Source organism: Oceanobacillus sp. FSL W7-1293 (genome assembly GCF_037969815.1).
GTDB classification, from domain to species: Bacteria; Bacillota; Bacilli; order Bacillales; family Amphibacillaceae; genus Oceanobacillus; species Oceanobacillus oncorhynchi.
This window is the reverse complement of sequence record NZ_CP150212.1, coordinates 1,520,088-1,546,061: the sequence shown is the minus strand read 5'-3', so window position 1 is coordinate 1,546,061 and position 25,974 is coordinate 1,520,088. Positions and strand designations below refer to the sequence as shown.

General features: G+C 39.4%; 27 protein-coding genes. 8 read left to right on the top strand and 19 right to left on the bottom strand.

Annotation, left to right across the window (positions count from 1 at the left end; genetic code table 11):
• Positions 1–94: 94 nt before the first annotated feature.
• A complete protein-coding gene (locus tag MKY65_RS07710) occupies positions 95–508 on the bottom strand; it encodes a disulfide oxidoreductase (RefSeq protein ID WP_226895162.1) in 414 nt (137 codons plus the stop codon).
• Positions 509–518: 10 nt separating this feature from the next.
• Positions 519–1,211 (bottom strand): thioredoxin domain-containing protein, encoded by a 693-nt coding sequence (locus MKY65_RS07705; RefSeq protein WP_339183760.1) that lies wholly within the window; start codon positions 1,209–1,211, stop codon positions 519–521.
• A 442-nt stretch (positions 1,212–1,653) separates the two neighbouring features.
• Between MKY65_RS07705 and MKY65_RS07700 the strand changes: the two genes are divergently transcribed.
• Both MKY65_RS07700 and MKY65_RS07695 read left to right on the top strand, forming a co-directional pair.
• Entirely contained in the window at positions 1,654–1,857 is a 204-nt protein-coding gene (locus MKY65_RS07700) for a helix-turn-helix transcriptional regulator (protein WP_339183758.1), read from the top strand.
• Positions 1,858–1,864: 7 nt separating this feature from the next.
• On the top strand, positions 1,865–2,332 hold the full coding sequence (locus MKY65_RS07695) for a DUF2178 domain-containing protein (protein ID WP_339183756.1): 468 nt from the start codon (positions 1,865–1,867) through the stop codon (positions 2,330–2,332).
• 106 nt (positions 2,333–2,438) lie between these two features.
• Here the strand turns inward: MKY65_RS07695 and MKY65_RS07690 are convergent, their stop codons facing one another.
• From MKY65_RS07690 to pgsB, 7 genes are all read right to left on the bottom strand, one after another.
• The gene (locus MKY65_RS07690; protein WP_339183754.1) at positions 2,439–3,017 is read right to left on the bottom strand and encodes a histidine phosphatase family protein; all 579 of its coding nucleotides are present in this window, start codon (positions 3,015–3,017) and stop codon (positions 2,439–2,441) included.
• Positions 3,018–3,308: 291 nt separating this feature from the next.
• Entirely contained in the window at positions 3,309–3,941 is a 633-nt protein-coding gene (locus tag MKY65_RS07685) for a LysE family transporter (RefSeq protein WP_339183753.1), read from the bottom strand.
• A 299-nt stretch (positions 3,942–4,240) separates the two neighbouring features.
• Positions 4,241–4,534, bottom strand: coding sequence for a hypothetical protein (locus MKY65_RS07680; RefSeq protein WP_339183750.1), 294 nt, complete (start codon positions 4,532–4,534; stop codon positions 4,241–4,243).
• Positions 4,535–4,554: 20 nt separating this feature from the next.
• Entirely contained in the window at positions 4,555–6,198 is a 1,644-nt protein-coding gene (locus MKY65_RS07675; protein ID WP_339183748.1) for a gamma-glutamyltransferase, read from the bottom strand.
• Positions 6,188–7,351, bottom strand: coding sequence for a CapA family protein (locus MKY65_RS07670; protein WP_339183746.1), 1,164 nt, complete (start codon positions 7,349–7,351; stop codon positions 6,188–6,190). The genes MKY65_RS07675 and MKY65_RS07670 overlap by 11 nt, the downstream gene beginning before the upstream one ends.
• 11 nt (positions 7,352–7,362) lie before the next feature.
• Positions 7,363–7,812: a poly-gamma-glutamate biosynthesis protein PgsC gene (gene pgsC / locus MKY65_RS07665; protein WP_339183745.1), complete on the bottom strand. Its 450-nt coding sequence runs from the start codon at positions 7,810–7,812 to the stop codon at positions 7,363–7,365.
• A 12-nt stretch (positions 7,813–7,824) separates the two neighbouring features.
• On the bottom strand, positions 7,825–9,000 hold the full coding sequence (pgsB, locus tag MKY65_RS07660; RefSeq protein WP_339183744.1) for a poly-gamma-glutamate synthase PgsB: 1,176 nt from the start codon (positions 8,998–9,000) through the stop codon (positions 7,825–7,827).
• 811 nt (positions 9,001–9,811) lie between these two features.
• Here pgsB and MKY65_RS07655 point away from each other — a divergent pair.
• Positions 9,812–10,246 carry a YndM family protein gene (locus MKY65_RS07655; protein ID WP_339183742.1) on the top strand — a complete coding sequence of 145 codons (435 nt, stop codon included), beginning with the start codon at positions 9,812–9,814 and terminating at the stop codon, positions 10,244–10,246.
• A gap of 111 nt (positions 10,247–10,357) precedes the next feature.
• On the top strand, positions 10,358–10,924 hold the full coding sequence (locus MKY65_RS07650; RefSeq protein WP_339183741.1) for a spore coat protein: 567 nt from the start codon (positions 10,358–10,360) through the stop codon (positions 10,922–10,924).
• A 59-nt stretch (positions 10,925–10,983) separates the two neighbouring features.
• Here MKY65_RS07650 and MKY65_RS07645 read toward each other — a convergent pair whose 3' ends face one another.
• The 3 genes from MKY65_RS07645 to MKY65_RS07635 form a co-directional block, all read right to left on the bottom strand.
• On the bottom strand, positions 10,984–11,532 hold the full coding sequence (locus MKY65_RS07645; protein WP_339183740.1) for a GNAT family protein: 549 nt from the start codon (positions 11,530–11,532) through the stop codon (positions 10,984–10,986).
• Between the two features lie 4 nt (positions 11,533–11,536).
• Positions 11,537–12,142 (bottom strand): TetR family transcriptional regulator, encoded by a 606-nt coding sequence (locus MKY65_RS07640; RefSeq protein ID WP_339183739.1) that lies wholly within the window; start codon positions 12,140–12,142, stop codon positions 11,537–11,539.
• A 207-nt stretch (positions 12,143–12,349) separates the two neighbouring features.
• Entirely contained in the window at positions 12,350–13,198 is an 849-nt protein-coding gene (locus MKY65_RS07635; RefSeq protein ID WP_339183738.1) for an MBL fold metallo-hydrolase, read from the bottom strand.
• Between the two features lie 260 nt (positions 13,199–13,458).
• Here MKY65_RS07635 and MKY65_RS07630 point away from each other — a divergent pair, with 260 nt between their 5' ends.
• A complete protein-coding gene (locus MKY65_RS07630) occupies positions 13,459–13,839 on the top strand; it encodes a hypothetical protein (protein ID WP_339183737.1) in 381 nt (126 codons plus the stop codon).
• Between the two features lie 126 nt (positions 13,840–13,965).
• Here MKY65_RS07630 and MKY65_RS07625 read toward each other — a convergent pair whose 3' ends face one another.
• The 3 genes from MKY65_RS07625 to MKY65_RS07615 all read right to left on the bottom strand — a co-directional run bounded on the left by MKY65_RS07625 (position 13,966) and on the right by MKY65_RS07615 (position 18,211).
• On the bottom strand, positions 13,966–15,462 hold the full coding sequence (locus MKY65_RS07625; protein WP_339183735.1) for a DHA2 family efflux MFS transporter permease subunit: 1,497 nt from the start codon (positions 15,460–15,462) through the stop codon (positions 13,966–13,968).
• Between the two features lie 170 nt (positions 15,463–15,632).
• A complete protein-coding gene (locus MKY65_RS07620) occupies positions 15,633–16,520 on the bottom strand; it encodes a TetR/AcrR family transcriptional regulator (protein WP_339183734.1) in 888 nt (295 codons plus the stop codon).
• 797 nt (positions 16,521–17,317) lie between these two features.
• A complete protein-coding gene (locus MKY65_RS07615) occupies positions 17,318–18,211 on the bottom strand; it encodes a LysR family transcriptional regulator (protein ID WP_339183732.1) in 894 nt (297 codons plus the stop codon).
• Between the two features lie 116 nt (positions 18,212–18,327).
• Between MKY65_RS07615 and MKY65_RS07610 the strand changes: the two genes are divergently transcribed.
• Together MKY65_RS07610 and MKY65_RS07605 are read left to right on the top strand one after the other, a co-directional pair.
• Complete coding sequence (locus MKY65_RS07610; protein ID WP_339183731.1) at positions 18,328–19,356, top strand: putative sulfate exporter family transporter; 1,029 nt, start codon at positions 18,328–18,330, stop codon at positions 19,354–19,356.
• 82 nt (positions 19,357–19,438) lie between these two features.
• Entirely contained in the window at positions 19,439–19,849 is a 411-nt protein-coding gene (locus tag MKY65_RS07605) for a ribosomal protein L7/L12 (RefSeq protein ID WP_339183729.1), read from the top strand.
• Between the two features lie 55 nt (positions 19,850–19,904).
• Here the strand turns inward: MKY65_RS07605 and MKY65_RS07600 are convergent, their stop codons facing one another.
• Together MKY65_RS07600 and MKY65_RS07595 are read right to left on the bottom strand one after the other, a co-directional pair.
• A complete protein-coding gene (locus MKY65_RS07600; protein WP_339183728.1) occupies positions 19,905–23,117 on the bottom strand; it encodes an efflux RND transporter permease subunit in 3,213 nt (1,070 codons plus the stop codon).
• Positions 23,118–23,249: 132 nt separating this feature from the next.
• On the bottom strand, positions 23,250–23,876 hold the full coding sequence (locus MKY65_RS07595; protein ID WP_339183726.1) for a TetR family transcriptional regulator: 627 nt from the start codon (positions 23,874–23,876) through the stop codon (positions 23,250–23,252).
• Positions 23,877–24,216: 340 nt separating this feature from the next.
• On the opposite strand from MKY65_RS07595, the gene MKY65_RS07590 reads away from it, so the two are divergent.
• Entirely contained in the window at positions 24,217–24,516 is a 300-nt protein-coding gene (locus MKY65_RS07590; RefSeq protein WP_339183725.1) for an NUDIX domain-containing protein, read from the top strand.
• A gap of 73 nt (positions 24,517–24,589) precedes the next feature.
• Here MKY65_RS07590 and MKY65_RS07585 read toward each other — a convergent pair whose 3' ends face one another.
• Positions 24,590–24,778 carry a hypothetical protein gene (locus tag MKY65_RS07585; protein WP_339183723.1) on the bottom strand — a complete coding sequence of 63 codons (189 nt, stop codon included), beginning with the start codon at positions 24,776–24,778 and terminating at the stop codon, positions 24,590–24,592.
• A 141-nt stretch (positions 24,779–24,919) separates the two neighbouring features.
• A complete protein-coding gene (locus tag MKY65_RS07580; protein WP_339183722.1) occupies positions 24,920–25,933 on the bottom strand; it encodes an NADP-dependent oxidoreductase in 1,014 nt (337 codons plus the stop codon).
• Positions 25,934–25,974: the final 41 nt, after the last annotated feature.

Genomic DNA, 25,974 nt, shown 5'->3' with positions numbered 1-25,974 from the left:
CTTCTAAACTAACAAATACTCTCTGTATTTTCTTGTATGATATTGCGCTTTTTTACATAAAACAGCCGCCGAAAAGTTTTCCGGCGGCTGTTACTTACTTTTTATTCGATTTCATAAGCAGCATAAAAATAATAATTAGAGTGAAAGCAGTGAAGGCTAAAAATGGTATCGTCATAAAACCGAACCAATTTATATATTCTGCATTACAAGGCACCCCGCCAACACATGGCTTTAACGGGGCAAACCCCGGTACTTTTTGCTGAAGATAATGATACAGCGAAATACACCAGCCGATAATGGCAATGGGCAGTACATACTTTTTGATTGTAAATTCCTGTTTGAACGTAGCTACTCCAAGGATAAAGGCCAATGGATACATCGCAATCCGCTGATACCAGCATAATTCACACGGTATAAATCCTTTTATTTCACTAAAATAAAGGCTTCCTAAGGTGGCAACTAAAGAAACGACCCAGGCAAAATACATATAAAGCTGTCTCATATCCAGTTTATTCATCTTATTCACCTAACGCTTCGTCAATCGCTGCTTGGATAACCTCGTAATCAAACGTATCATCATCGTCTATCTTAACATTATTAACCATAATCGTTGGAGTTGATTCCACTTCATACTGATTTCTTAAATTATCATCTATTACAAGTTCATCCATAAGCGGATTATTTTCTACATCCTCCGCTAATGCCGCTTCGATATCTTCCATTAATGCCTCTGTATCAATTCCCTCAACCCCATCAGCAATTTCCTCTATTTTATCGTTGGTTACCCATGTCGCTTGCTGATTTTGTGGCTGGTCATCAAACAGGGCATGATGGAAATCCCAATACGCATCAGGGTTCTGCACATAGACAGCTTCCGCTGCTAATGAAGCTAATCGTGACTCTTCTCCATGGAACAATATATTGACATATGAAAATTGCACGTCTCCATTATCTATATAGTCCGCTTTCAATTGTGGAAAAATAGTTTCGTCCCATGCTTTACACCCAGGACATTTATAATCTCCAAATTCGACAACAGTTACTGGAGCGTCTGAGTCTCCATAGATTGGTTGTCCTTCTGTGGAAGGTGCTTCATCAAATTCCCTTCCAAAAGATTCTGAGTCCCGGTTTACGAGCACAACCAGTAACACCAACAGCGCAACAACTATTAACGTTATCGTTACGATTACTTTTAATGGCGATTTTTTCATATAAACATCTCTCCTATCTAGGTAAATATAACATATAAATGTCATTTTGCTCAGCCTGAAATTACAAAAAGTAACTTTGTAACAAAAATTTAAATACAGTACCAATATACATTATTTTTTACAGTCGTACACCTATTTGATTGTCACTTTTATGACAATATCAAAACATCTTCGTTTTGTCTAACCTTGCAATTAAAATGTTTATAAAAAAAGTACTCTATACAAGGCAAGAAGGTCAAGCATCCTGTCATTTGCTAGAATTTTGAACTCCCTCTTAAAAGATAGAAAATCGATACATAAAGTAAAACTATATCACGACGAACAAATAGACTGTTTTATTGCAATAAAGATACATTAAAAATGTGAAGTTGACTTCTCATTTTGCTTTTGATAACATAAAATGAGAAATCAACTTCACATCACTAAAGAGAAGAGAGATGTCATGATCGTTATCAATAAGGTGCAGACATTTAGAAAGCAAAAAAAGATGACACAGGAGGCATTGGCAAATAAGGTCGATGTATCCAGAAAAACGATTGTTTCTTTGGAAAAGGGCAATTACACGCCTTCTTTATTGTTGGCATTACAGATAGCAAAAGTACTGGAAACAGATATTAACGTTATTTTTTATTTAGATGAGGAGTGATCCTGCTATGAAGAAAATTATATTTGAACAAACGGGGAATATCATTATGATACTGCTCCTGACCTTGGGAATGATACAAACGGTTCTAACTGCTACTGTAAATAAAGGCTCTTTTTCTTTTTCCTTTGAATTCGGCATTTTTTGGTTTTTATTTTTAGGCTGGCTAATTATTTTTGGCATTGCCCGATTTTGGTACGGGAAGAAAAAGAATAATGAAGGCTATAGCACTCGAAAAGGAGAATTCAGCACGCAAGATGAACGGGAGGAGTTAATCTCCAAAAAAGCCAGTCTGATTACCTTTAAAATGCTGATCTCCTTATGGGTTGTCCTTCTTTTTCTGTGCTTCGGACTCGGTTTATTCGTTACAGATATCAAAACCTTACAAACCATGGTTATCGGCATGTTGGGAGGCAGTCTTATTATAGGGTTTCTCTCGTATCTGACTGTCTGGATAATACTTGATTCAAAGGATTAATCTGCAAGCTACAAGCAATATCATAAAATAACTATTGATATAAGCGGTTTTATACAATTGGCAGACTTATAGTAAGCCTGATTTAGTTACAGGCTTACTCCGCTGACTAAAGGTGAGAATAATCATGATTAATGATTTCCACTAATTCAAACGTATCTTTATCAAATTTAAATTTCAAAATACAGCAGTTAGCCATTCCGCTTTGCTGGTCAATTTGACTGGTATGACTCCAGATTCGCATAAATTGCCGGCAGGAGGCACCATGAGAAACAGCCAATACAGTGTTGCCCTTTTCCTCCTGCATTATTTTCAGCAGCGTATCCGAAACCCGCTTTCTCAATTGCATTTCTTCTTCACCGCCATAAGCCACAAAAAAATCTCTATAAGGAAGCTGCGGATTCAAGTATTCATGTTCCGCTTCAAACGTTCCGAAATTCCATTCTTTTAGTCCCTTTACTCGCTTATATGGCATATCCGTAATTAGTTCTAATGTATCACAGGCTCGTTCAGAAGTTGAAGCATAGGCGCTGTCAAAGGTAATTTCATTGTCGGAAAAATATTCCGCTGCAATTTTAGCTTGGTTCATTCCTTTTTCTGTTAATGGCGAATCACACCAGCCTTGAATCTTTTTCTGCTGATTAAAGAGTGTTTCCCCATGCCGCATTAAATATAATGTTTTCTCCATCTTTTTCTTCCTTTCTTTATCCATAATCATAGCATTCAACATGTTAACTTTGTTATGAGCCTATCATTTTTCAAAACTTATGGAAAGCAGAACACGCTTATCCTATCTTTGACTTCTGCCCCAAGCTTAAATAATAAAAGGCAGGGTTTGATTTTCAAAGAAAGTAAAGATGGATATCCATACACTAGAAAAGAAAGCCTATAAATCAAAAAAGGCTTTCTTTACGATGCAATTCGGCTTGAAGTACAATAATTCCGCTATCAATCTAGTTTAATCAGGCCAGCCGCTGACTTAAATCATATCTGTTATAACCTTAAAAAATTCATAAACAAAATACCCGGAAAAACCAATTAGTACGATACCGGCAATAATAGAAAATCCTTTGATCATTGCCCGGTTCATTACTTTTCGCGTTGTAGCTACAATCGCCAGCAAACCGATATCATGCAGTAAAATTCCTGTTAAAATCCCAGCAGCAATAAGTAAGAAATTGGATGGCTGCTCTGGATTATATGTGTTACTTAAAACAGCTCCAAAAACACTCAGCCAAAACACAACATTTCCTGGCGAAATAGCCACAAGAAATCCATTTCGGTAGGAGGAGCGTATGGATTTAGCAGGTTTTTCCCCTGCCAATGTAATATCACTATCAGCATTTTTAATCGATTCATAACCAATCAGAAATAAAAAGACTGCGCCGACCAGCCACATAGGGATTTGTATAAAAGGTAATTGCAGAATAGATGCTAAACCTAAATAAAGCGCAGCAATCAAAACAAAATCGATTGTCATTCCGCCTAATCCTACAGCCCAGCCATGCATAAACCCATTTTTTAGACCCTGCTTTGTCATTTCAATGGTAATCGCTCCCACTGGCATCGCAATAGCAAGTCCTGCTATCACATATGTAAAAAATAATGCCATATCTTTCGTTCCTCCCAAAAAGAAAATATTTTCTATCATACTATAAAATACAACTAATGTATATCTATACATTTCCTTTTATATTTATTCTTTCCGAAAAGGCGGCAAACTGCTTTCTGATGGTAAAGATAAGCTAACACTCTCTGAATATCCTTTTAAATAAAAAAGATATAATTAATTAGCAACCTTCTAATTGCCCGAATAAACCGCACCTTTAAAATACATAAAACGAATATGATGGGTTATTCATTGCGCATAAAAAAAAGAGGCTCAATATATGAACCTCTTTTTCTATCATTTTATTCCTCGGCGCTAGAAGCATCTACGTTATTGCTTTCATCCTGCTCATCATCTTCTTCATCTTGCTCTTCATCATTTTCGTCATTATTTGCGCTGGCAACGTTATTTTCAGCCTGTTCTTCTTCTGGAGCATCTGCAGACTCAGAATCTGCCGCTTCCGCCGCCGCAACATAATTTCGGATTTGATATCGTTCTGTGTCAGACAGGTCGTCCCATTGTTTGTAATTAGTCATGAATGTTAAAGCAAGAACAAGCAGCAAAATTGGCGTAATGCCAGTAATTATTTTTTTCACTTTACCTTCCTCCTGTTAGATTAATCTTTGACTTGCACTATACCGTTTCTCCGTTCATCTGCCACACCATAAATGGAATTAGATTCATCATCGATAACAAGTGCCTGAATTCCTCCATAAAAATCGTGTTCCGTTTGATTGTAGATTTCATAGCCCCGGGCCCTCAGACCTGATTGAATATCGGTATCTAACTCGCCTTCTGTGAAAATATCATTATCTTCAATGTAAAATCTATCATCCCCGACGGCATCTTCAAGCGTTTCATCAAACATCAAATATTTCACGAGCACTTGTGTCATCACCATCGGGATCCTCTTACCGCCTGGCGAGCCAATTCCGATCATCCGGTCACCATTTGTCAAAATGGTTGGGCTCGTGAAGCTTCTTGGTGTTTTCCCTGGCTCAATACTATTTAATGACTCATCCCTTTGACTGAAGTTTTCCATTTGGTTATTCATGAAAAACCCGCCTACATCGTCACCGGAGCCAAAGAAATTCCCTAAGGTATGCGTTGCTGATACCATTGTACCATCTTGGTCGACAATGACAAAATGTGTCGTATTATCGTGGTCTTCCTCATCGGATACCGAATCATTCACTTCATAGTCCTCGGATAATTCATCGAGTGAAATCGTGTCCGCCATCTGCTGTGTATGCTCAGGTGATGTCAGTTCATCAGCAGACATCGCATCCGTAAAGAATCTGTCCCCCACATTTTCAACGCGGTCATCATAGGACCGTTTGGAAATTTCTCCAATCAGATGCATATAATCTCTTTGATTATTCTCCGTCGACCCAATATTTAACTGCTCCGCCATTTGCAGAGACTGAATCAGTGTCACTCCTGCTAACGGCGGCGGCGCAGAATACACATCATATCCGGCAAAGGTGCCGTGCGCAGCTTCCGTCGTTTCTGCGGTATAACCGCTTAAATCCTCCGCCGTTATTGTTTCCTCATGTTCTAAGATTTGGTCTGCAATTGGTCCGTTATAAAAAGCATCCGCTCCGCCTTCCTGAATTTGACGTAAAGTATCTGCTAATTCAGTCTGCACCAATGTATCGCCCGCTTCTAATATGTCATTATCCGGGAAAAATTGTTCCAGCTCTGGAACATTCATCCGGTAAGAGCCTTTACTAAGCCGGTCTACCAAATGTCCGTCAACTTGAAACCCTTCTTCTGCATAATCGATTGCCGGCTGGATCAGATCCTGCATATCCATCGTACCTAAATCCTTATTGAGATCCTCCATTCCCCTTACTAAACCTGGAATAGCAAAGGTTTCCGGCTCTGCACCTGATTCTGGTGCCGTTTCACGGTACTCATAAACGGTAGGCTCCTCTGCATCATGCGGGTAGACAAGCATCTCTCCGCCGCCGCCGATACCTGAACCATAGGGCTCTACAACGCCAAGCACGTAGGAAACGACTACTGCCGCATCCGCTGCGTTCCCGCCTTCTTCCAATACTTTATTCCCTGCTTCTACTGCTAATGGATGCGAAGCGCTCACACCATATCCTTCTGACGAATTGATTGTCTCCGATTGTTCGACACCATAATCGGTCGTTGTCGTATCCGATTCAAACATTCCTTGCTGAGCATAAACAAATACCAGCCCTGCTACGACAATAACTCCCAATATAATCATAAGTTTTTTATTGCCCATTATCAGAACTCCTTCCTTCTAAAACATCAGAATGATCCACTTCCAGAATCAGCTTCCCATCTTCTTTTTCAAAATTCTCTTCCGGCTGATTATTCATTAATTGCATATGAATTTTCATTTGGTTATATTTGTTTTCTGTTACGTAAGGCTGTGCTCCATCTATACGCAGCGGCGTAATCTCAAACCTGCCTGTCCCGTCGCTTAATAGATCATACTGCACAATCGCACTATCCTTTGTCCTGGACCAGCCCTGGTCAAAAACAAAGTTGCCCAGTCCGTAAAAAATAACACCATCTTTATATTTTTCCACTTCTGATAACACGTGCGAGTGATGTCCAATAATTGCATCTGCGCCGGCATCAATCATTGCCCTTGCTAACTCGGTCTGTCTCGGGTGCGGCTGATTATCATACTCAACCCCCCAGTGCATGTTCACAAAAACAAGGTCTGCCTCTTGCTTCGCTTCTTCAATCATTGGAAAAATATTATCCGGCAACGAACGGGCTACGCCTGCCCGGTAACCAAGCGCTGAGAAGCCCTCTACAAGCGCATCTGTATAACCAAGTGTTGCAATTCTTATTCCATTCACGTCCTGATAATCAACAGCTGTTGCTTCTTCTACATTTTCCCCGGCACCAACATGGGCTAAACCTGCACTATCAAGTGCCGAAATCGTATCAGTCAGTCCTTCTGCGCCATAATCCATCATATGGTTATTAGCCAGATTGAGCATGGTAAAATTCATTTCTGCTAAAGCTTGAGCTGCCTCTTCACCCGTATGTAGATGAATTCGTTTATCTATTTGCTCATAATTATCTTCATCTTGCAATAAAATCGGATTCTCAAAATTACCAGACACATAATCCGCATTGTCAAAGAAAGGCTTCACTTTTTCAAATGGATAGGTTACTCCGTATCTCTCTGTCACATCTTCCACGTGACGGCCAAACATGATGTCACCGACAAAAGTAGCTGTCAGCTCTGAATCATCTCTGCTTTCAACCTGTGCTACATCTGGTGAAAAGAAAATTTTATGTCCGATAATGAAGACAACAACAACAGCTAAACCGATGGCCACATGTTTACCGGCAGATTTTTTATGACGTTTCCCCATCCGTAATATTTTTTCTTGATATGTTAATTTTTTAGACATATTAACCCTTCCTATATGATGTAATAAACGCTTAAAATAACAAAAGTAAGTCCACCTAATAGAAGCGAACTTCCGATAGTAATAATGGCTCCTTGTTTTTGAATGGTATTGGCGATAAGACCGGGTACAATAACCCCAATCCCTCTAAACTCCAATATTTCAAACGGGAGCACCGGATAGGTGAAATCGAGGAGCAGCTTCAACACAATTCCTACGGATAACATAGCAGCAAATTTTCTGCGTCCATAAAGCAGGACAATGCGTGAAAGTCCGTATGTCACAATAACATATGTTAAAAGACTGATACCAAAAATAACGGCAATAAAGATAGGCTGGTCAAAAACCAGTGCTAAATATCCAGGCACAACCAGTCCTGCCGGAACAATGCCAGTTTTCTCTGAAAAAAGTAAGCTTAGAATAACTCCAAGCACGAGTGCAATATATAAATCTGAGCCAAACATTCTATGATCCTCCTATTTCTCTGTTTCTGTGCCGGCATGGAATTTTTCAACTAATGGTTCGGCAGCACCGTGGATATTCCCTATTCCATAAATCATATTATCTGATGATATCTCGATTAATGTTTCATAGATTTCATCCGTTGATTTTCCTTGAAGATCCATTACTTGATTAACTTCCAGTTTGCCAGATTTTACAGCATTCTTAATCGGGTCTGCCTTTTCCCCAATCAATACAAGCACATGCATCGGCAGGTGCGGCAATACATCATCCACAAATTGAATGGTCCGGTCCACACGGTCTGCCCGGCAGTTCATTACGATAATCGGGTTCTTCGCGGGATATCCTAATGACGCTACATTCTTCCAAATGTTAATGGTAGAAACAGAGTCATTGGCCGCAAAACCGTTAACGAAATAAGTTTCGGAATCCTCATGGCTCACCTGCTTAATCCACATCGCGCCCGGATCCGGCTGCGCCTTAAGCATTCCGCGAAATGCTGTTTCTTCATCAATATCCAATGCTTCCGCAACTGCTAAAGCGAGCGAAGCATTTTCCGGGAAGATCATATAATCGAATTTGCGTAAATATGCATCCGGAATTTTGCTGTTATCGGCAACGATCACTTTCGTGTTTCTTTTCGCTGCTTCTTGTTTAAAATACTCTACATAAGGACCTTCCGAGATAATTAAATGCCCATTATGCGGAATCGTCGCTGTAAAGGCTTCGGCAATCTCATCTAATGTTGGCCCCATGACATCCATATGGTCTTCCAGCACATTAACAATTACACCAATATTCGCTTGGAGCAGCTTCTCCTGAAAAACAATTTGATAATCCGGGTTGACCGCCATACACTCACTTACCAACGCCTCGGCGCCCAAATCGGCTGCTTTTTTCACAACGATTTTCTGTTCACGGATATTCGGGCCCTCGGGACGTCGAACAATAGGCTCTTCCTCCGGCGTATTCCAATAAATCATCCTTGCTGAAGTACCAGTCGTTTTCCCGATGGTCTTATATCCTGCTTCTTTAATAATACCTGTAATCAGCCGCGTTACTGTTGATTTCCCACGGATTCCATTCACATTCACCCGAATCGGCAAAGCATTCACATGCTTTTTATGCGAATTCCACTCCAGGATACCGATAACCAGTACAATAACGAGCACAATTGGAATCAATAACATAACTATACCCTTCCTTTATCATTCATCAAATCATGAAAATCGCAGAATTTCATTTCGCAATCATCAGCTGTCATGTTTAGACACACTTTGACAGCACGTTAGACATTTTAACAAAAAAAATAAGTGTTACTAAGAAAAAATCTTTTTTTTATTCTATTTGTAATCTGTGTGACTAAACTGACTTTCAAATGTAATGTATTGTAATTTTATAAAATTTATGTCGATTACTTCTGCTATATTTCAAGACTTTCTAATCTATTATATCAATTTTTATAGGATTGTCGTTTTTCAAATCCCTTCTTACGCTTCATTCGCAGAAAAAAGTAACAAAGGAGAATTTATCCAATTGATGCACTGCCCATAAGTTGACCTTGATGAAGGCACACACAAGAAAACGGATATCGAATCATTCACCTAATCAAACCCGTTATATAGCAGGAATCTGCCGATCTATAGTTTTCAAATTCAACGAAATTAATATTCCGATAATCAGCAAGCCAATAATTTTAAAGGGGTATTAAAAAAAATGGCGCATCAAATTTAAGAAAATTCTGCTAAAAATGACAGAATATAAAACGAATTGGTTTAATATACCACGTTCGAGCAAATTCTAAACCAACTGAATCACAATAAAAGAAACACTATGACTCAGACAAATAAGCTGTACGTGTTATGAAATATACAGAGTTACTGCATAAACACTAGGATTAGAGAGCAAAATACAGTTATTAATAATGGCAAACTTCATCGAGCAGGAGATTTTTCTGATGAATGAGACTCCGATAATAAAAATTGAAAGGTAGGTGATTAGATGAAATACGTTTTGGCATTCTTCATTAAATTTGCTCTGACAACAGGAATATTATGGGTCACTTTAGGTTTGATTTTTCAAATTTCTTTCAGCAGCTTGATGATGACCAGTTTGATTTTAACTGCCGTTGCATTTGCAGGTGATATGCTGATTCTTCCCCGGATCGGGAACATAGCAGCAGCAGTAGGTGATTTTGCACTTGCTTATATCGGCATCTGGGGAATCGGCGCTTTACTGTATGATAATGCACTTTCTGTGGATGGAGCGGCATTAATAGCTGCTTTTCTAATTACGATAAGTGAACTTTTTTATCATCGATATTTGCGTAATTTTGTGTTTGATTATGTAGAGAGGGAGGAGAAACACATTCATTCGGATAGCTTGCAAACAGAAATAAGTGAAGAATTTCATGCTAAAAAAGACAAAAACAAATAAAAAACTATTTCGGCTTGATATTTTCGCAAGTTTTTCCCGTCAACGCCTGAAAGTATAAATTAAGTCTAACGGCAAAGCATAAGAGAAATAGAAAAATAAGGAGTGGTTCCCATGAAATTAGCCTCCCATGAATTACATGAGTTAAGTGAGCTGATTGCAGGGTGTTATAATACAATATCTTGCATGGCAGGCTTTATCAATCAAGCCCAAGACCCTGAATTGAAGGGTTTATTACAAAGGCACTTCCCGTTACATGTACAAGACTATAATCTAAAAGTAGAATTTGTTCAAAGCGAAACAACACCGGATATTACAAAATTTCAGCCTGCTCAGATAAATCCGATGTTAGCCTCTTATACGCAGGCTCCCGTTTCAGAATTTCCTGCTGCAACGCCGCGAACAGAAGTACAGCAGCATACCGACCGTGAAATTGCTACAGCTTATCTGCTTAATCAGAAGAGTTCAGCCAAAAATTATGGTAATGCTTCTGTAGAATGCGCTAACCCGGATTTAAGAACGTTTTTGGAACATGCCTTTTTGAACAGCAATCACCATGCTTACGAGGTTTGGCAGTATATGACAAAAAAAGGCTATTACCCATTAATGGCCGCACCGGATCATGCCATTCAGACGATAGCATCTATCTACCAGCCAGTTGAGCAGCCGCCTCAATTATAAAAACAATTAAAAACCAGGAGCAGAATTTCAGCTTCTCGCTCCTGATTTTTAACGAACTTCTACACTATCTTTTTTCTCTCAACATATTCTTTTTGCAAAATTCCCATATGAATCATATCGTACCACTTCCCGTCCCGAAATAGAGCCTCTCTGCTTTTCCCTTCCAATTCAAAACCAAGCTTCTTATACAGATGGATTGCCCGCTCATTAAAGGAAAACACCCGTAAGGATATCCGGTGCAGATTCAGTTCAAGAAAAGCATAATCAAGCAGCAATTCCATTCCTTCTGCCCCGTAGCCCTTTCCCCAATATGCTTTCTCGCCAATATCAATTATACATTCTGCGTTCCGGTTTTTATGATCTATGTGAATGAGGGAGACAATCCCAATGGCCTTATCCTTTTGCTTATCAACCATCATATACCCTTTTGACGTGTCTGATTTTAAAATAGCATACTCTACAAAATCCTCGGTAGCTTTTATTGGATATACATCTAAAGCAGGACTGGTTGAATGCATGACCTCTACATCATTTCTCCATTTGTGATAAAGCTCTGTATCCTCTTTGGTCATCTTTCTCAATTGAAGCCTTGCTGATTCAAATAACAAACAATCACTCCTTATATACTAATTTTTCCAAAGTAAAGCGCAGAATGGATAATTGTTCCCGTACTTTCGTTTGTTTGTTTCCCAGCTGAAAAGTATCGAGCATCAGTCCATTTAAAAAAGAAATCATATATCTGGAAATCCGCTCTGGCCGCTGCTGCAGCTGAAATTCTTTATTTTGATTACCCGTTCTTAATACTTCTTCTATCGCTTCCGTTATTTCATCGTAACGCTGGGATACATAAGAAAAATCGTCTTTATGCTGTTGCGCGGTTAAAAAGAATTCCGCTTTTGCCCGAAGCAAAGACTGATGGATATTTTCAATAACCTGCTGCTGCCTTTCCAGCCAGCGCTGGAGCTGGGGCCAAATCCGTTCATCATCTGACACTTCAAAAAACTGCACATCCCTTTGATCGTCTTCTCTTAGCACTTCCAAAAAAATATGATCCAGATTATTAAAATAACTGTATATTGCCCCCCTCGATACACCAGCTTCATCCATGATATCCTGCATCGATGTCTGCACATAGCCTTTCTTGATAAAGACCCCTTTCGCAGCCAAAACCAAATTTCTTCTCTTTTCTTGCTTATAAGCCTCACTTACTTTAGGCATCGAATCACCTCGATTTTAATCAATAAAATATACAACAGTGTCGTTTATTTCATTATAACGACACTGTTGTATATTTTCAAATTTGAACTGCTTCTGCTTTTTGTTCAGCCAGAAAGATGAGATGGTCATATAAAAAGATTGCTGATTTATATAATCCAGCAATCTTTTTATAATAACCGTATTTCATTCTCTAATAAGCCATCTGCGCTATTTCTGTTCACCGTCGACATATCTCCCGAAATCAGGAACAGCTGTCTGATCAAATGTTTTTACTAATTTCTTCAGTCCTTCAGACAGTTCCTCTTCATACATTGGTTCTCCGTGCCCTGTTATTGCGATTGCAGGTTTTAAGGCTTCCAGCGTTTGAACCGATTTCTTTGCTGCTTCCCAATCTGTTGTGAAATATCGGGGCGGTCCGTGTATTTCTCTCTCCTGTACCATCACTTTATACAAGGAATCCTGTTTCACAGTAATAAAAGCATCTCCAGCAATCAGCATTCGATCGGATTCTCTATATAAGGAAACATGTCCCGGAGAGTGTCCGGGGGTGTGTATCCATTTACAGCCAGGCATCTCTGGCACACTTCCATCAGCCGGGAGCTCCACTATACTGCTTCCAATGTCAATGGGCTCATTAGGAAACATGGAAGACGCTTTAGCAACCAGCCCGCCCTCCACACTCGGATCCGGCTCAGGATAACTCTTTTTTCCGGTCAGAAATGGAAGCTCCAGCTTATGGGCATAGACTGGGACATTCCAATGCTTCACTAAATCAACCAGTCCTCCCACATGATCAAAATGACCATGTGTTAAAATAATTGCTTTTGGCCTGCTGTTCTTGCCAAAACGTTCCTCTGTCACAGCTATAATTTTATCTGCTGATTTCGGCATACCTGCGTCAATCAATACAACGCTTTTTGTTTCTGGGTCTTGTACGAAACAAATATTAACAATTTGGATGGTATGACAATAGATGTCTGGCAAAACTTCTGTCCCGGCACCGCTGTTCACAGATGTAGCCGGAATATATTCATAATCCGCTCCGTTCTGATTCATTTTTTTATCTCCTCCTAATATGCCATTGTTTAAATGAATACAATGATACCTTTCCTTTGCATTACATTTTTATCCCTTTTGGAGAAAGATTTTTATATTTTTTCTGGACAAAGGTTTATAGCAGTCCTGTTAAGCAATGCGTTTAAATAATTGTTTCCTCTGCTTAAAAGTTTCCATTATTTAACTAAAAATCAACCGAAGCTGAACCATCGAATTTTTTAAAAAATATGTTATATTAAAACAGAGAAAGGAGTTTTACCATGTCAAAAAAGATTCTGATGATTGCTCTGACATTATTAAGTGCAATCGTCTGTATTTTATTAGCTGCGCGACAGCCGACAGGTCCCAATACCATTTCCTATGATGATCTTGGCGGTTTATTTATTTCCATAGGGATGGTCGTCGTGTTATTTTTACCGCCCTTTCTTTTATCATTCTTCCATCATGTGGTGGTAAGAACTATTTCAGCAATTTATCAAGCCTTGATTGCCATTTCTTTTACCGGGCTTATTTTGGGAAGCTTTTTTGCATCGACGGGTGCGGCTGTTACGATTACAGCAATCATCGGCACGATTTTAAGTATTGCAAGTATTTTTGTAACCCTTTATGCAGGAAAAACAAAAAATACATACAGCTTCTAAAATGGATTGGATAATTATCTTATCCATTTTTTTATGAAGAAAATTCTTTATTATAAGAAACATTTTTTCCTAAATTAAAACCAGGGTGCTGTTCATTTTTCGAACAGCACCCTGGTTCTATATAGATTATGCTTTTTCCTGTACAAGATTATCCTGTTGCAACTCCGGTTGTTCTTCCTGCGTTGTTCTGCCTCGTTTAATAAAGAATGACAAAATCAACCCGATAACTGCAAATACCGTAGATACCATAAAGGCATCATTGATTCCCTGTACCTGTGCAAGGTTAGCTGCATGGAGCATATCTTGCTGGTTTGCAGGATTAAAATGATTATCTGCAATAATACCTTCTATACTGTTTTTAGCCTGGTTCGTCATAACTGTTACTAAAAACGCGGTCCCAATTGCTCCTGCTACAGAACGTACAGTGTTAACCATTGCTGTACCATGCGGATGAAGCCTTTGCGGCAGTTGATTTAATCCAGCCGTCATAATAGGCATCATAATCATGGACATGCCGAACATACGAATGGTGTAAATAACAATCAGGTACGAATAGCTTGTTGTATCGGTAAGCTGTGTAAATAAATACGTTGTTACGACAGTTATCGCTAAACCGAAAACAGCAAGCGGGCGTGCACCAATTCGATCAAATACCTTACCAGTAATCGGCGACATAATCCCCATTACGATCGCTCCCGGCATCAACATCAAACCGGAGTTCATCGGGCTGACACCTAAGACATTTTGTAAATATAGCGGAATCAGCAGCATTGGAGCAAACATAGCTACCGTAATTGCTATATTAATCACCGTGGTCAGAGAAAAAATACGATCCTTGAACACCCGGAAATCCAACATAGGGACATCTGCCTTTAATTCACGTAACACAAATAAAATTAATCCAACAAAGCCGACGACTAATCCGGTGATTACTGTTGCATCTGTCCATCCGTTTGTTCCGGCTGTACTAAAGCCATATAGAATTCCGCCAAACCCGAGGGTAGATAGAATAACCGCTATTACATCAATATCCGGGAAGGTCTGTTTGGTAACATTTTTCAAGAAAACAGCTCCAAGAATAATTGTTAAAACAGCAATTGGGAAAATGATATAGAACAGTAATCTCCATGAGTAATGTTCTACTACAAAGCCGGATAATGTCGGGCCGACCGCTGGCGCGAAGATAATCGCAATACCAATAACCCCCATCGCTCCTCCGCGTTTTTCAACCGGGAACAGTGCCAGAACCACAGTTGTTAACAGCGGCATAATAATCCCTGCGCCGACTGCCTGAATAATACGTCCGGCCATCAATATAGGGAAATCTGGTGCAATCCCGCAAATTAATGTTCCCAGCGCAAATAAGCTAATTGCTGTTAAAAACAGCTGTCTTGTCGAAAATTTCTCCATAAAAAATGCCGTAATCGGAATAAGCACCCCATTAACCAGCATAAATCCTGTCGTAATCCACTGTGCTGTACTTTCTACGATATCTAAATCCTCCATTATCGAAGGCAATGCTACATTCATCAATGTCTGATTCAAGAGCGATACAAATGCGCCCAGAATGATAACAGCAAGAATGGGCCCTTTTTTTATATTGTTCATTGTTGATTCAGCCATAATACTTTCTCATCTCCTATTTCTTCTACTATTCTTTTTTCAACTAATTCCAGTCATTGATTTGGAAGATACAGCTTCACTTCACTTATTCCGCATAACGAAAGAAAAAGAATGTTAAAAAAATCACATTCCAATCCTTTCTTCTTATTTACTTCACTTTTAAAAAACGGCTACACGGTCTGCAATGTTTTTAAAAATACTTCTATCCGATGCACAAGCGGCTGACATTCTTCTATCTCAGCTAAAAACAAAAGTAATGATTTAACTAAAAACGTTCTGGGTTTCTTTTCATGGATTTCTGCTTGTAAAGATTGCACGGCTGCAGCATACTCTTCTTTTTCCTCATCATACAGCGCCAATTTCTTTATTTTTTTCTCCAGTTCTTCCAAAAGCTGATTGATTTGCTGTTCTGGAGATTTCGGTTCTAAGTCTGCTTGAAAAGCCTCGTATTCTTTCATTTCCAAAGGTGTCAACACAGGTTCTGCCTCTGTTGTATTTTGTACGATCGTATCAAACCGCTCCACGACAAAACGGGCAACATCTTCAAAATCAAGCTCCTTGTGATCTCGAAAAATCAAAGAAGTATACTCTTTTAATGTCCCCTGAAACATCAGTGCCAGATCCCAGATGTACGGCTCTACTTGGCTTCCATAAGCCTCCATAAAGCAATCCTTATACCAATTCATCATCGTGATTCGGATTCGTTTCATAAGCAAAGAAATTTTCGGATTGTCATGCGGAGGCAATGCTGTCAGTAACATACTCAAGTAATCTTTATTTTCACGAATCCCGTCAAACTGTACAACCACCTTTTGAATCAGCTTTTCTTTCGGAGGCAGGGTGGCATCCAGATTGAGATTTTCAGCCTGCTCCAGCATTTTCCGATGATTATGCCGGATAACCTGTATCAATAAGTCTTCCTTCGAATCAAAAAAATTATATAATGTTCCTTTGGAAATTCTGCAGTCATTAGCAATTTCCTGAACCGATGTGGCAGCATATCCTTTTTTAGAAAAAAGATGAATCGCGGATTGCATAATTTCTTCTTTTTTATCCATTATTTATCCCCTTTTTAAAACACATCTCTTCCGCATTTTTGCTTTCTGATATCCCTGTTCCTAAAAACAACTAGATCATATTACTGTTAGCTTTCTTTCATCCATATGACCACTAAGTCAAATTAGTACTATCAAGTCACTGACATATTATAATTGACCGTTTGGTTTTTTGTCAACTACTCAGTTCTATTATAATTAGACGAGAGGATCCCCAACCTCAAGGCAGGCTAACGTCGTAACGTCCTGGGGTTGCGATTACTCACCCCATCGAAAACATTTGTACGTCGGAATGTTCAGGGTGAAACCCAATGAGTAGGTGGGAGGTGAATTGCCTTTTTGCATTTACGAACATAAGTTTGCATGGTGTAATGTTCTTGAAAGACGCTCTTTGAAAACTAAACATAGCAGGTTGTGGCGAGAATCGTTGCTTTGCCACGTAAAATGTTCAAGCCAAACATGGCAGCCAGGACACACAAACATGTGAACCTCATATAGGCTGAAACGTAATTTCAGGAGGCAGGACCAATGGGCTAGCGAGGTTGGGTGTTTTTAGCACACCGATGTGTCAGCTCCACTGGCGGTTAATCGTCATCTTGAAAGTCGACACCCCAGAAACCCACACTTCAAATTTTTTAGAAATGAAGTCGCGGGAGTATTCATAAGTGAATAATTTATTTAAAAAGAGCCATACTTTTGCCAGTATGGCTCCTTAAAGGGAAACTTTCATCAAGGGGATGTTTTGTATCTCTCATTGAATATTTAGTTGAATGAATCGATTTAAATATACCTGCAATAAGCTAAACTATCCGCAGCAATTTACTGCCCCGCAATTGCTCTATAAAAATCTCTAAGGTTTTCGTTTGGAATGGCGATTTCGTAATAATAGAAAACGCACGCGTAAAAGGAAACCCTTCCATAGGCACTATCTTTAAATCACCATATTTTACTTCCTTTTGAATCGCCCATTTCGAAAGCAGCGTAATGCCTAATCCAGACGCAACAGATTCTTTGATTGATTGGGTACTGCTAAATTGCATCAACCGGGCAGGGTGAATGCCAGCCTTTTGAAAAAAGTTTTCCGTCGCCGCTCTCGTACCTGAACCATGTTCGCGCACAACCCATGTTTCATTTGCTAAGTCACTCAGCTCGATTTTCGTTTTTTGATGGAACAGCTTATTTTCTGCCGAAGCAACGATAACCATTTTATCTTCTGCTAATTCCTCAATCATCATGTCCTTCCTGTTAAATTCTCCTTCTATTATTCCTACATCCAGTTGATGCGTTGCAACCAAATCCGCTATTTCAGCAGTATTCCCAATCGTCACAGCTGGTTCGATATCCGGATGTATTTCCAGCAGGTCAGCAATAATCCTTGGTAAAACATATTCCCCAAAAGTGTAGCTTGCTCCAATGGCTAAGGGTCCATTCGCTCGATTCATCAAATCATCCACTAAATGCTGCATGGTTGTATATAAGCCCAGTATTTCCTTCCCATAATGATAAACAATTTCTCCAGCTTTATTTAAACGAACATATTTGTTGCTGCGTTCCAATAACCGTATGCCTGCACTCTCCTCCAATGTACGAATATATTGACTGACCGCCGGCTGGGTCATGTAATGCTCCTCCGCCGCTTTGGAAAAACTCTGCTTTTCTGCAACGGTTATAAATATTTGCAAATGCTTATCCATCCCTTCACCCTCTTTCCTCTCATTTCTATTATAACAATTTACTTATCCTGTTTATTATAATAAATTATTTTCCTTATGCATTTATGTTGGCTATGCTATAAGAAGGAGGTGCTTTTATGACTTCACAAGCATCACATCGAATAAAACGACAGCGTTTAAATTCTGCAAAAAACTGGATTGGCGGTATTGGATTTACCTTTTTTATTGCCTTGCTCGGGTTCTTCTTAGCAAAAGTTCCTGGCTTTAACCATGCTGGGCAGCTCGCCTGTGCTATCATTATCGCCATCATTTACAGACAATTTTTTGGTTATCCGGAAGCGCTGCGTTCTGGAATTACGTTTTCATCTAAAAATCTGCTCCGCTTCGCTATCATTTTGTATGGATTAAAACTAAACATCGATACCATATTGCATGATGGGCTCGGACTCCTTGTACGTGATGCGTTTATTATTCTGTTTGCAATCAGTGTGATGATCTGGCTTGGCAAGGTATGCAAAGCAGATAAAAATATTTCGCTTCTGCTCGGAATCGGGACAGGAGTTTGCGGTGCTGCCGCCATTGCAGCTGCAGCACCAATTATGAAGACAAAGGATGAAGATACTGCTATCAGCGTCGGGATTATTGCAATGATGGGCACTGTCTTCGCACTTGGATATTCATTATTGCGTCCTGTCTTACCATTAACCGCTTTGGATTATGGAATTTGGTCGGGAATCAGCCTGCATGAGCTTGCCCATGTTGCTATTGCAGCAGATCCGGCTGGAGAAGATGCATTAGCCATTGCATTACTTGCTAAATTAGGACGTGTATTTTTACTTATTCCTCTTTGTTTTATTCTTATTTATATAATGAAAATCAAAACAAGCGGTTCTCAAACACAAAATAAGGTTGATTTTCCATGGTTTCTGCTTGGTTTTATCCTGATGAGCCTTATTGGCAGCTATGTGCTTGGACACACCATCCCTATATCTGAAAATATGATGGAAGGAATCTCCGCAGCAACCACATGGATATTGACAGTAGCTATGGTCGGGCTTGGATTGAATGTCAACCTGAAAGACTTGCGGTCAAAGGCTTTAAAACCGTTGCTGGCAGTGACTGTTACATCTGTTTTTCTTTCTATTATTGCTTACTTTATTATTTGAATACGTTATAAAATGAAAATTTACTCAGCGAGAGTTTCGTTTTATGTTATGATAAATGAAAAAAACAATGGAGGTAACTGACATGTCCATGGAAATTATTCTGATTGCTGTTATTGCTGTTGCTGTTATTTACCTGTTAACGTTACGAAATAGAGATAAATCCACTAATGGACAAAGGAAAGAGCTGCAATCTCCAGAAGAAATTCTACCCGAAATTCAGCAAAGACTTGAAGCAGGTGAGGATAAAATTAAATTGATCAAGTTTGTCCGTATAGAAACCGGACTGGGGTTGAAGGAGGCAAAGGATTTCGTTGAGGGAAATTATAAAATGAATCCTTCCATTGATACAGAGCTTCAAGAAAAAGTACAAGAGATGCTTCAATCAGGGGCAGGGAAAATTAAAGCTACAAAATACGTTCGGGAACAAACGGGATTTGGCTTAAAAGAGGCAAAAGATTTTGTTGATAACGTTGAAAAAGAAGCAAATATGTAATCAAACAAATCAATATAAACAGGGCAGCTCATATGGGCTGCCCTGTTTATATTGATTATTTTATTTCTTTTTTACGAAATTTAGCAAGTACTTCATAAACAATCGGTACAATAACAAGTGTTAACAGTGTAGAGCTTGTTAAACCGCCAATAACCGTAACACCAAGGCCTTTGGAAATGAGACCGCCGCCTTCTGCTCCAATTGCAAGCGGGATAAGCGCTCCAACTGTCGCAAGAGCTGTCATCAGAATTGGACGAAGCCTTGTCGAACCAGCTTCCAGTAATGCTTCTCTGGTAGAAAGTCCTTCCTTCTCCTGATGGATAACGCGGTCAATCAATACAACAGCATTGGTTACCACAATACCAATCAGCATCAGTGCACCAATCATTGCAGAAACACTAAGTGGCTCGCTAGCAATCCATAACGCAACTAAGCTTCCTATTACTGTAAATGGCAGGGAGAATAGAATTGCAAATGGCGCCAATGCTCCGCCAAAGGTAACAACAAGTACAAAGTAAACAATCGCTATAGCTGCCAGCATTGCAAGCCCAAGCTGTGTAAAGGAATCATTGATTTCTTCTGTTACCCCGCCAAATTCTACACTCACACCACTCGGCAGGCCTAATTCGCTGATTTGCTCTTCTACTTCACTAGACACTGCGCCAGCATCATTTGTGCTTATATCCGCTGTAAGAGATGCATACATTTTGCCATCTCTGCGGTCAATGGTATCCGGTGATTTTTCCTCTTTTACATCCATCACTTCTCCAACTGTAACAGTTGTTCCTAATGGAGTTGGAATCTCAATATCCGTTAAATCATCTATGGAATTATATTCTCTTTCTTCTGTCTCTACATAGACATTAACGTCTTCCCCGTCATGTTTCACGGTAGTAAGAACCGGCGCATCACCAGCATCACTTAGATTCATGCCAATTTGAGCTGCTGTCAGACCATATTGGCTTAATTTTTCCTGATCTGCTACAAGTGTGTATTGGTCATATGCTTCAGACATACTGGATTCAGCTTTCTCTAAATCGTTGTTGTTTTCTAAAATAGGTAAAACCTGATTAGAAGCACTTTGGATATCCTCCAGATTATCACCGAAAACATACAGCTCTAATCCACTGCCCATGCTGGCAAAGTCCATACTCTTCCATTCGCCGTTTTCCGTATCTTCATTCAGCGCGTCAATCACTTTAGCAGGCTCTTCACTGAAATTCTCAAAATCATCATCATACTCAATAAAGAACAATGCGGAATTATCTCCGCCCGCCCCCATCATACTCGTCATCGGGTTGCCGCCGCCAAGTGAATACTGATACGTAGTGACACCTTCCCGGTCACTTAAGAAGCTTTCTGCATTACTTGCCGCTTCTTCTGCTTCTTCTTGTGTTTCTCCTGGTTCAGGACTATACGTAGCCATGATCATTTTTTGTTCCTCATCCGGCAGGAAGCTTACGCCAATAACCGGCAAAAGGAATAAACTGAGTACAAGCACAAGAACAGAACCGCCAAAAGTAACTAATTTATGATCTAAGACCCAATTTAATATACGCTTATAAAAACGTGCTAACTTATTTGGCTTCTCTTCATGTCCGTCAGTTTCTTCAACTGTCTTACTGTTTAATTGCTTTTTATATAATGAATGAGCAAGCATTGGCACCACGGTTACTGCAACGAGTAAAGAGGCAGCAAGCGCAAAGACAACAGCAAGTGCAAACGGCATAAATAATTCTCCGACCTGTCCGCTGACTAAACCTAGCGGCAGGAATACAGCTATGGTTACAACTGTTGAAGAAAAGATTGGAACAAACATCTGTCTGGTTGCTTCACGTATCAAATCTTTTCCGCGCAGCTTTTCACCCGGTAAAGCCATTCTCCGGTAGATGTTTTCCATAACAACAATGGAATCATCGATAACCCTTCCGATAGCTACGGTCAACGCCCCCAGCGTTAAAATGTTCAAGGTAATATCCATTTGCTGTAACAGGAATAAAGCCATTAATAAAGATAATGGAATAGAAATAATGGAAATCAATGTCGTTTTGATACTTCTTAAAAATAGCAGAATTATAACGACAGCAAAAATAATTCCAAAGAGAGCCTTGCTCAGCATGGTATTCACTGATTCTTCAATCGGTTCTCCCTGGTCAAATGTAGATGTTACCGTAAGTCCTAATTCATCTTCAAATGTTTCTGCTTCAGCTTTCACTCCATTTACCACATCTACCGTATTCGCATCGGCACTTTTCACGATTTGAATACCAATGGAGTCCTCCCCATTCGTCCGGGAAATAGATTCTGCTTCACCAACCACTTCAATATCTGCAAGTTCGCCAAGCTGTACGGTTGCCATTTCCGCCGGTAACTGCTGTCCTGCCTCAGCTTGATCTGGCATCTCATCACCAGCTGCCTCTTGGTCTGGCATTTCTGCAGATGGATCCATATCTTGTGCTTGTCCATCCTGTTCCGGCATTCCTTCAGGAGGCATCATGTCTTGTTGTCCGCCAGCATCACCAGATGGTACTGCCGGAATCTCAAGCTCCTTTAAATCGTCCACTGAAGCAATATCTCCATCGATAACCACATTTTTTACGTCTTTATCAAACGTGGTTAATCCAAGTGGAAATGTAATATCAGATCCTTGAATAATTTGTTCAATCGTATCTTGGTCCAGTCCATATTCATTTAATGCTTCTTCATCAAATTCGATATTAACCTCGTTCATCTGCTGTCCAGTAACTTGAACATCGGAAACCCCTTCGATGCCTTCCAGGGCTGGTACAACATCCTGCTCGACGCTATTGGTCAATTCTTCTAAACTATGCGCATTGTCACTAATGCTTAAAGCCATTACCGGCAGTGCATTGATACTTAACCTGGAAACCTCCGGATCATCTGCTCCTTCAGGCAACGAAAGATCAGACAGCACTTCTGTTACTTCCTCTGCCGCCTTATCCATATCCTTATCAAAGTCAAATTCTAATTGAACGGATGACATATTTGCCATAGAAGAGGAAGTAACATTTTCTACCCCTTCTAAATTTTGTACTCGCTGTTCAATCGGTTCGGTTACCTCATTAACAATCTCATCTGGAGCCGCTCCAGGATAAGTCGTCATAACAGAGACATTCGGCATTGTAATATCAGGCATTGTTTCTTGTTTCATATTTAAGCCTGCAAATAACCCTGTAATAACTACCATAATCGTAAGAATCCATATGGCAAATTTATTATTAAGGGAGAAATTAATAATCTTCTTCAAATCGTACACCTTCTTGTAATAGTATGTTTTCTTTTTAAATTCACTTGTTCAATTTTTTTGTCCTGTTCAAGCTAAACGGAGACAAAGGAATCAAAAAAACAATGTTAGCTTGTGTTCAGGAATTTTCACCGCTTATCCTTGTTCATCTCCCTTGTATAATCCTTTTTTAAGTAAATTCATTTCAAACCGATAGTTATTCATAGCGTCTTCGAATGTATTATGTTTGGCAAAATGCTTCATTAAATTGTGGAAGGTTACCGCCATAATAATTTCCATGATATGAATAACTTCCTCATCATTGGAAATATTCAATTTTTCCTTATCAATAGCTGTTACAATTTCCAAAAAAGGCTTCCCAAACCGGGATTCACTAAAATCACTAAGAATTTTATTCTCCATCTGGTAGTCCATATTTAAAAATACATTTCTAAAAAAATCACGATTTTTTTGCACCTGAAATTCTTTTTGCATTTTTTGAAAGGTCTCCATAAATGCTTCAAATAAATCACCGCTATTTTTCTTCAGAATAGCAATAAATTCCTCACTGTTCACTTTCATCTGTTTTTCTAATAAGAAATAAAAAGCATCCTCCTTTCCATCAAAATACTGATAAAAACTTCCTCTTGGTATGTCTGCATTCTTAATAATATTTGAAACGGATGCTTTATTTAACGGCTTATTCGAAAACTCTTTTTTAGCTGCAGCAAGTAAATTATCCTGTTTTTCTTTCGGCAAATTGTAAAAAGTCTGTTTCGGCATAATCCCCCTCCTCTAAAATTATGACACTTTGTCGCATCTAGACTTGATTAATGTTATTTGATAAATAATTTAATGTCAACTTTCAAGGCGACACCTTGTCACTTTAAAACAACTGGGCTTAAATCAAATTGATGAAGATTCCTCTCTGATTGGGATATGATATATTAAATAAAGAAGCTAGAAGGAATTCAATTAGAAGTCTTAATAAACGAGGTGTGTATAATTTTGAATCCAATCAAAAAAGTATACGGATATATAACAAGGTGGAAGGACAACAAAATAGGTACTTGTATTCCGGCATTCTAACCCAGCAGCTGGAATACAGATACCCAAAGGGACAGTGAAAAAAGGAGAAGACACGATTCATGCGGTCATTAGAGAAATGAACGAAGAAACAGGTTTGAAAAAGTTTAAAGTCGGAGCATTGATTGCAGAAGATTTTTGGAAAAATAATGATGGGGCGGTTCATCATAGGTTTTTTTATGAGATATATGTAACAGAAACTCTTAATGAATGGGAATATCAGCCAACAGGCGGCGGGGAAGAAAAAGGGCTGACCTTCCATTACTTTTGGATTTCTTCCAAAAACGAAACAGAGCTCGTCCGAGGGCATGGAGATTATTTAGATTATATTTTTTAACAGAAGGCTTTTTATAGACACATGTTAATATGTTTTCTCAGAAACTTCCAATTTATAATAATGCTCTTATCGACTATCTGACTTCTTCCTGCTGTTTTTCTTTGCATAATACGTCCATGTAATACACAATCCAAAATAAAGCGATGACTAAAAACGCATAGAGGGTCCTTTTATTATCTGGTATAAAGATAATTAAAGAAATAGATATGAGTAAAGACGGCGGCATAAGTATCCAATAACGTTTATGTTTAAAAGTATTCATAGCAGCCCTTCTCCATTAAATCAGAAATCCAGCCCGAAAAACATGATAGCATTTCCATCATTACTTCTTCTCAACAAATCTAGTTTTTTAAAAGAAGCCGCTTATTCAGAACATATGAATCAAGCGGCTTTCTCTGTAAACTTATTCTGCATCAGCAACTTTTACCAGCTGCTTCCCTATATTATCTCCGGAAAATAGTCCTAAAAACGCATCTGGAATCGCATGGAATCCTTCCTGAATGGTCTCTTCAAACTTCAATTCACCATTTGAAACTGCTTCTTCCAATGCCTGATAGGCTTCATCATATTGGTCGGCAAAGTCGCCTACCAGCAAGCCCTGCATTTTCACACGTGATTTAATAAGGAATTGCTGCACGCGCAGGCCAATATCTTTCTCTCCTTCTTCTAAATTATAGGCAGAAATCGCGCCGCATACAGGTACACGGGCGAACACATTTAATAACGGCCAGACAGCATCTGAAATTTCACCGCCGACATTCTCATAATAGACGTCAATTCCATCTGGACATGTTTCTTTCAACTGCCCGCTGACATTTCCTTTTTTATATTCAACAGCTGCGTCAAGCCCGAGTGTTTCTGTAATATAAGCAGCTTTTTTCTCTGATCCGACGATTCCTACAACTCGTGCTCCTTCTTTCTTAGCCAGCTGTCCCGCGATTTGTCCGACAGCTCCTGCTGCCCCCGATACAACAACGGTCTCTCCCTTTTTTGGCTCGCCAATATGCATCATGCCGAAATAGGCGGTGAGTGCAGGCATTCCCAACACGCTTAGAGCGCTTGATGGACTCATTCCTTTTGTAGTTACCTTTCTCACCTTATCATTTTTGACCACATTGTATTCCTGAAAATCGAGCGTACCAGTTACCAGGTCGCCCTTTTCAAAATTACTGCTGTTGGATTCGACCACCTGGCTTACTGTTGCGCCCTTTAATGGTTCCCCTACTTCAAAAGGAGCTGCGTAGGATGGACCATCAGACATTCTCCCGCGCATATAGGGGTCAACCGATACATACAACGTTTTAAGCAGCAGCTCTTCTTCTGAAGGTTTACCGATTTCTGCCTTTTTAAATTGAAATGTATTTTCATCCGGCAGCCCATTTGGACGCTCTTGTAGTATTAATTGTTCTTGTGTCATCCTTATTTCCTCCCTAATCTTTACTGTTAACAAAATAAAAA

Coding starts and splice junctions, on each gene's coding strand:
- MKY65_RS07585 (WP_339183723.1), bottom strand. CDS start 24,778: ATGAATACTTTTAAACATAAACGTTATTGGATACTTATGCCGCCGTCT.
- MKY65_RS07630 (WP_339183737.1), top strand. CDS start 13,459: ATGTCAAAAAAGATTCTGATGATTGCTCTGACATTATTAAGTGCAATC.
- MKY65_RS07580 (WP_339183722.1), bottom strand. CDS start 25,933: ATGACACAAGAACAATTAATACTACAAGAGCGTCCAAATGGGCTGCCG.
- MKY65_RS07690 (WP_339183754.1), bottom strand. CDS start 3,017: ATGGAGAAAACATTATATTTAATGCGGCATGGGGAAACACTCTTTAAT.
- MKY65_RS07705 (WP_339183760.1), bottom strand. CDS start 1,211: ATGAAAAAATCGCCATTAAAAGTAATCGTAACGATAACGTTAATAGTT.
- MKY65_RS07685 (WP_339183753.1), bottom strand. CDS start 3,941: ATGGCATTATTTTTTACATATGTGATAGCAGGACTTGCTATTGCGATG.
- MKY65_RS07620 (WP_339183734.1), bottom strand. CDS start 16,520: ATGGATAAAAAAGAAGAAATTATGCAATCCGCGATTCATCTTTTTTCT.
- MKY65_RS07635 (WP_339183738.1), bottom strand. CDS start 13,198: ATGAATCAGAACGGAGCGGATTATGAATATATTCCGGCTACATCTGTG.
- MKY65_RS07625 (WP_339183735.1), bottom strand. CDS start 15,462: ATGGCTGAATCAACAATGAACAATATAAAAAAAGGGCCCATTCTTGCT.
- MKY65_RS07650 (WP_339183741.1), top strand. CDS start 10,358: ATGAAATTAGCCTCCCATGAATTACATGAGTTAAGTGAGCTGATTGCA.
- MKY65_RS07605 (WP_339183729.1), top strand. CDS start 19,439: ATGTCCATGGAAATTATTCTGATTGCTGTTATTGCTGTTGCTGTTATT.
- MKY65_RS07615 (WP_339183732.1), bottom strand. CDS start 18,211: ATGGATAAGCATTTGCAAATATTTATAACCGTTGCAGAAAAGCAGAGT.
- pgsB (WP_339183744.1), bottom strand. CDS start 9,000: ATGTTATTGATTCCAATTGTGCTCGTTATTGTACTGGTTATCGGTATC.
- pgsC (WP_339183745.1), bottom strand. CDS start 7,812: ATGTTTGGCTCAGATTTATATATTGCACTCGTGCTTGGAGTTATTCTA.
- MKY65_RS07695 (WP_339183756.1), top strand. CDS start 1,865: ATGAAGAAAATTATATTTGAACAAACGGGGAATATCATTATGATACTG.
- MKY65_RS07640 (WP_339183739.1), bottom strand. CDS start 12,142: ATGCCTAAAGTAAGTGAGGCTTATAAGCAAGAAAAGAGAAGAAATTTG.
- MKY65_RS07700 (WP_339183758.1), top strand. CDS start 1,654: ATGATCGTTATCAATAAGGTGCAGACATTTAGAAAGCAAAAAAAGATG.
- MKY65_RS07675 (WP_339183748.1), bottom strand. CDS start 6,198: ATGGGCAATAAAAAACTTATGATTATATTGGGAGTTATTGTCGTAGCA.
- MKY65_RS07670 (WP_339183746.1), bottom strand. CDS start 7,351: ATGTCTAAAAAATTAACATATCAAGAAAAAATATTACGGATGGGGAAA.
- MKY65_RS07610 (WP_339183731.1), top strand. CDS start 18,328: ATGACTTCACAAGCATCACATCGAATAAAACGACAGCGTTTAAATTCT.
- MKY65_RS07595 (WP_339183726.1), bottom strand. CDS start 23,876: ATGCCGAAACAGACTTTTTACAATTTGCCGAAAGAAAAACAGGATAAT.
- MKY65_RS07655 (WP_339183742.1), top strand. CDS start 9,812: ATGAAATACGTTTTGGCATTCTTCATTAAATTTGCTCTGACAACAGGA.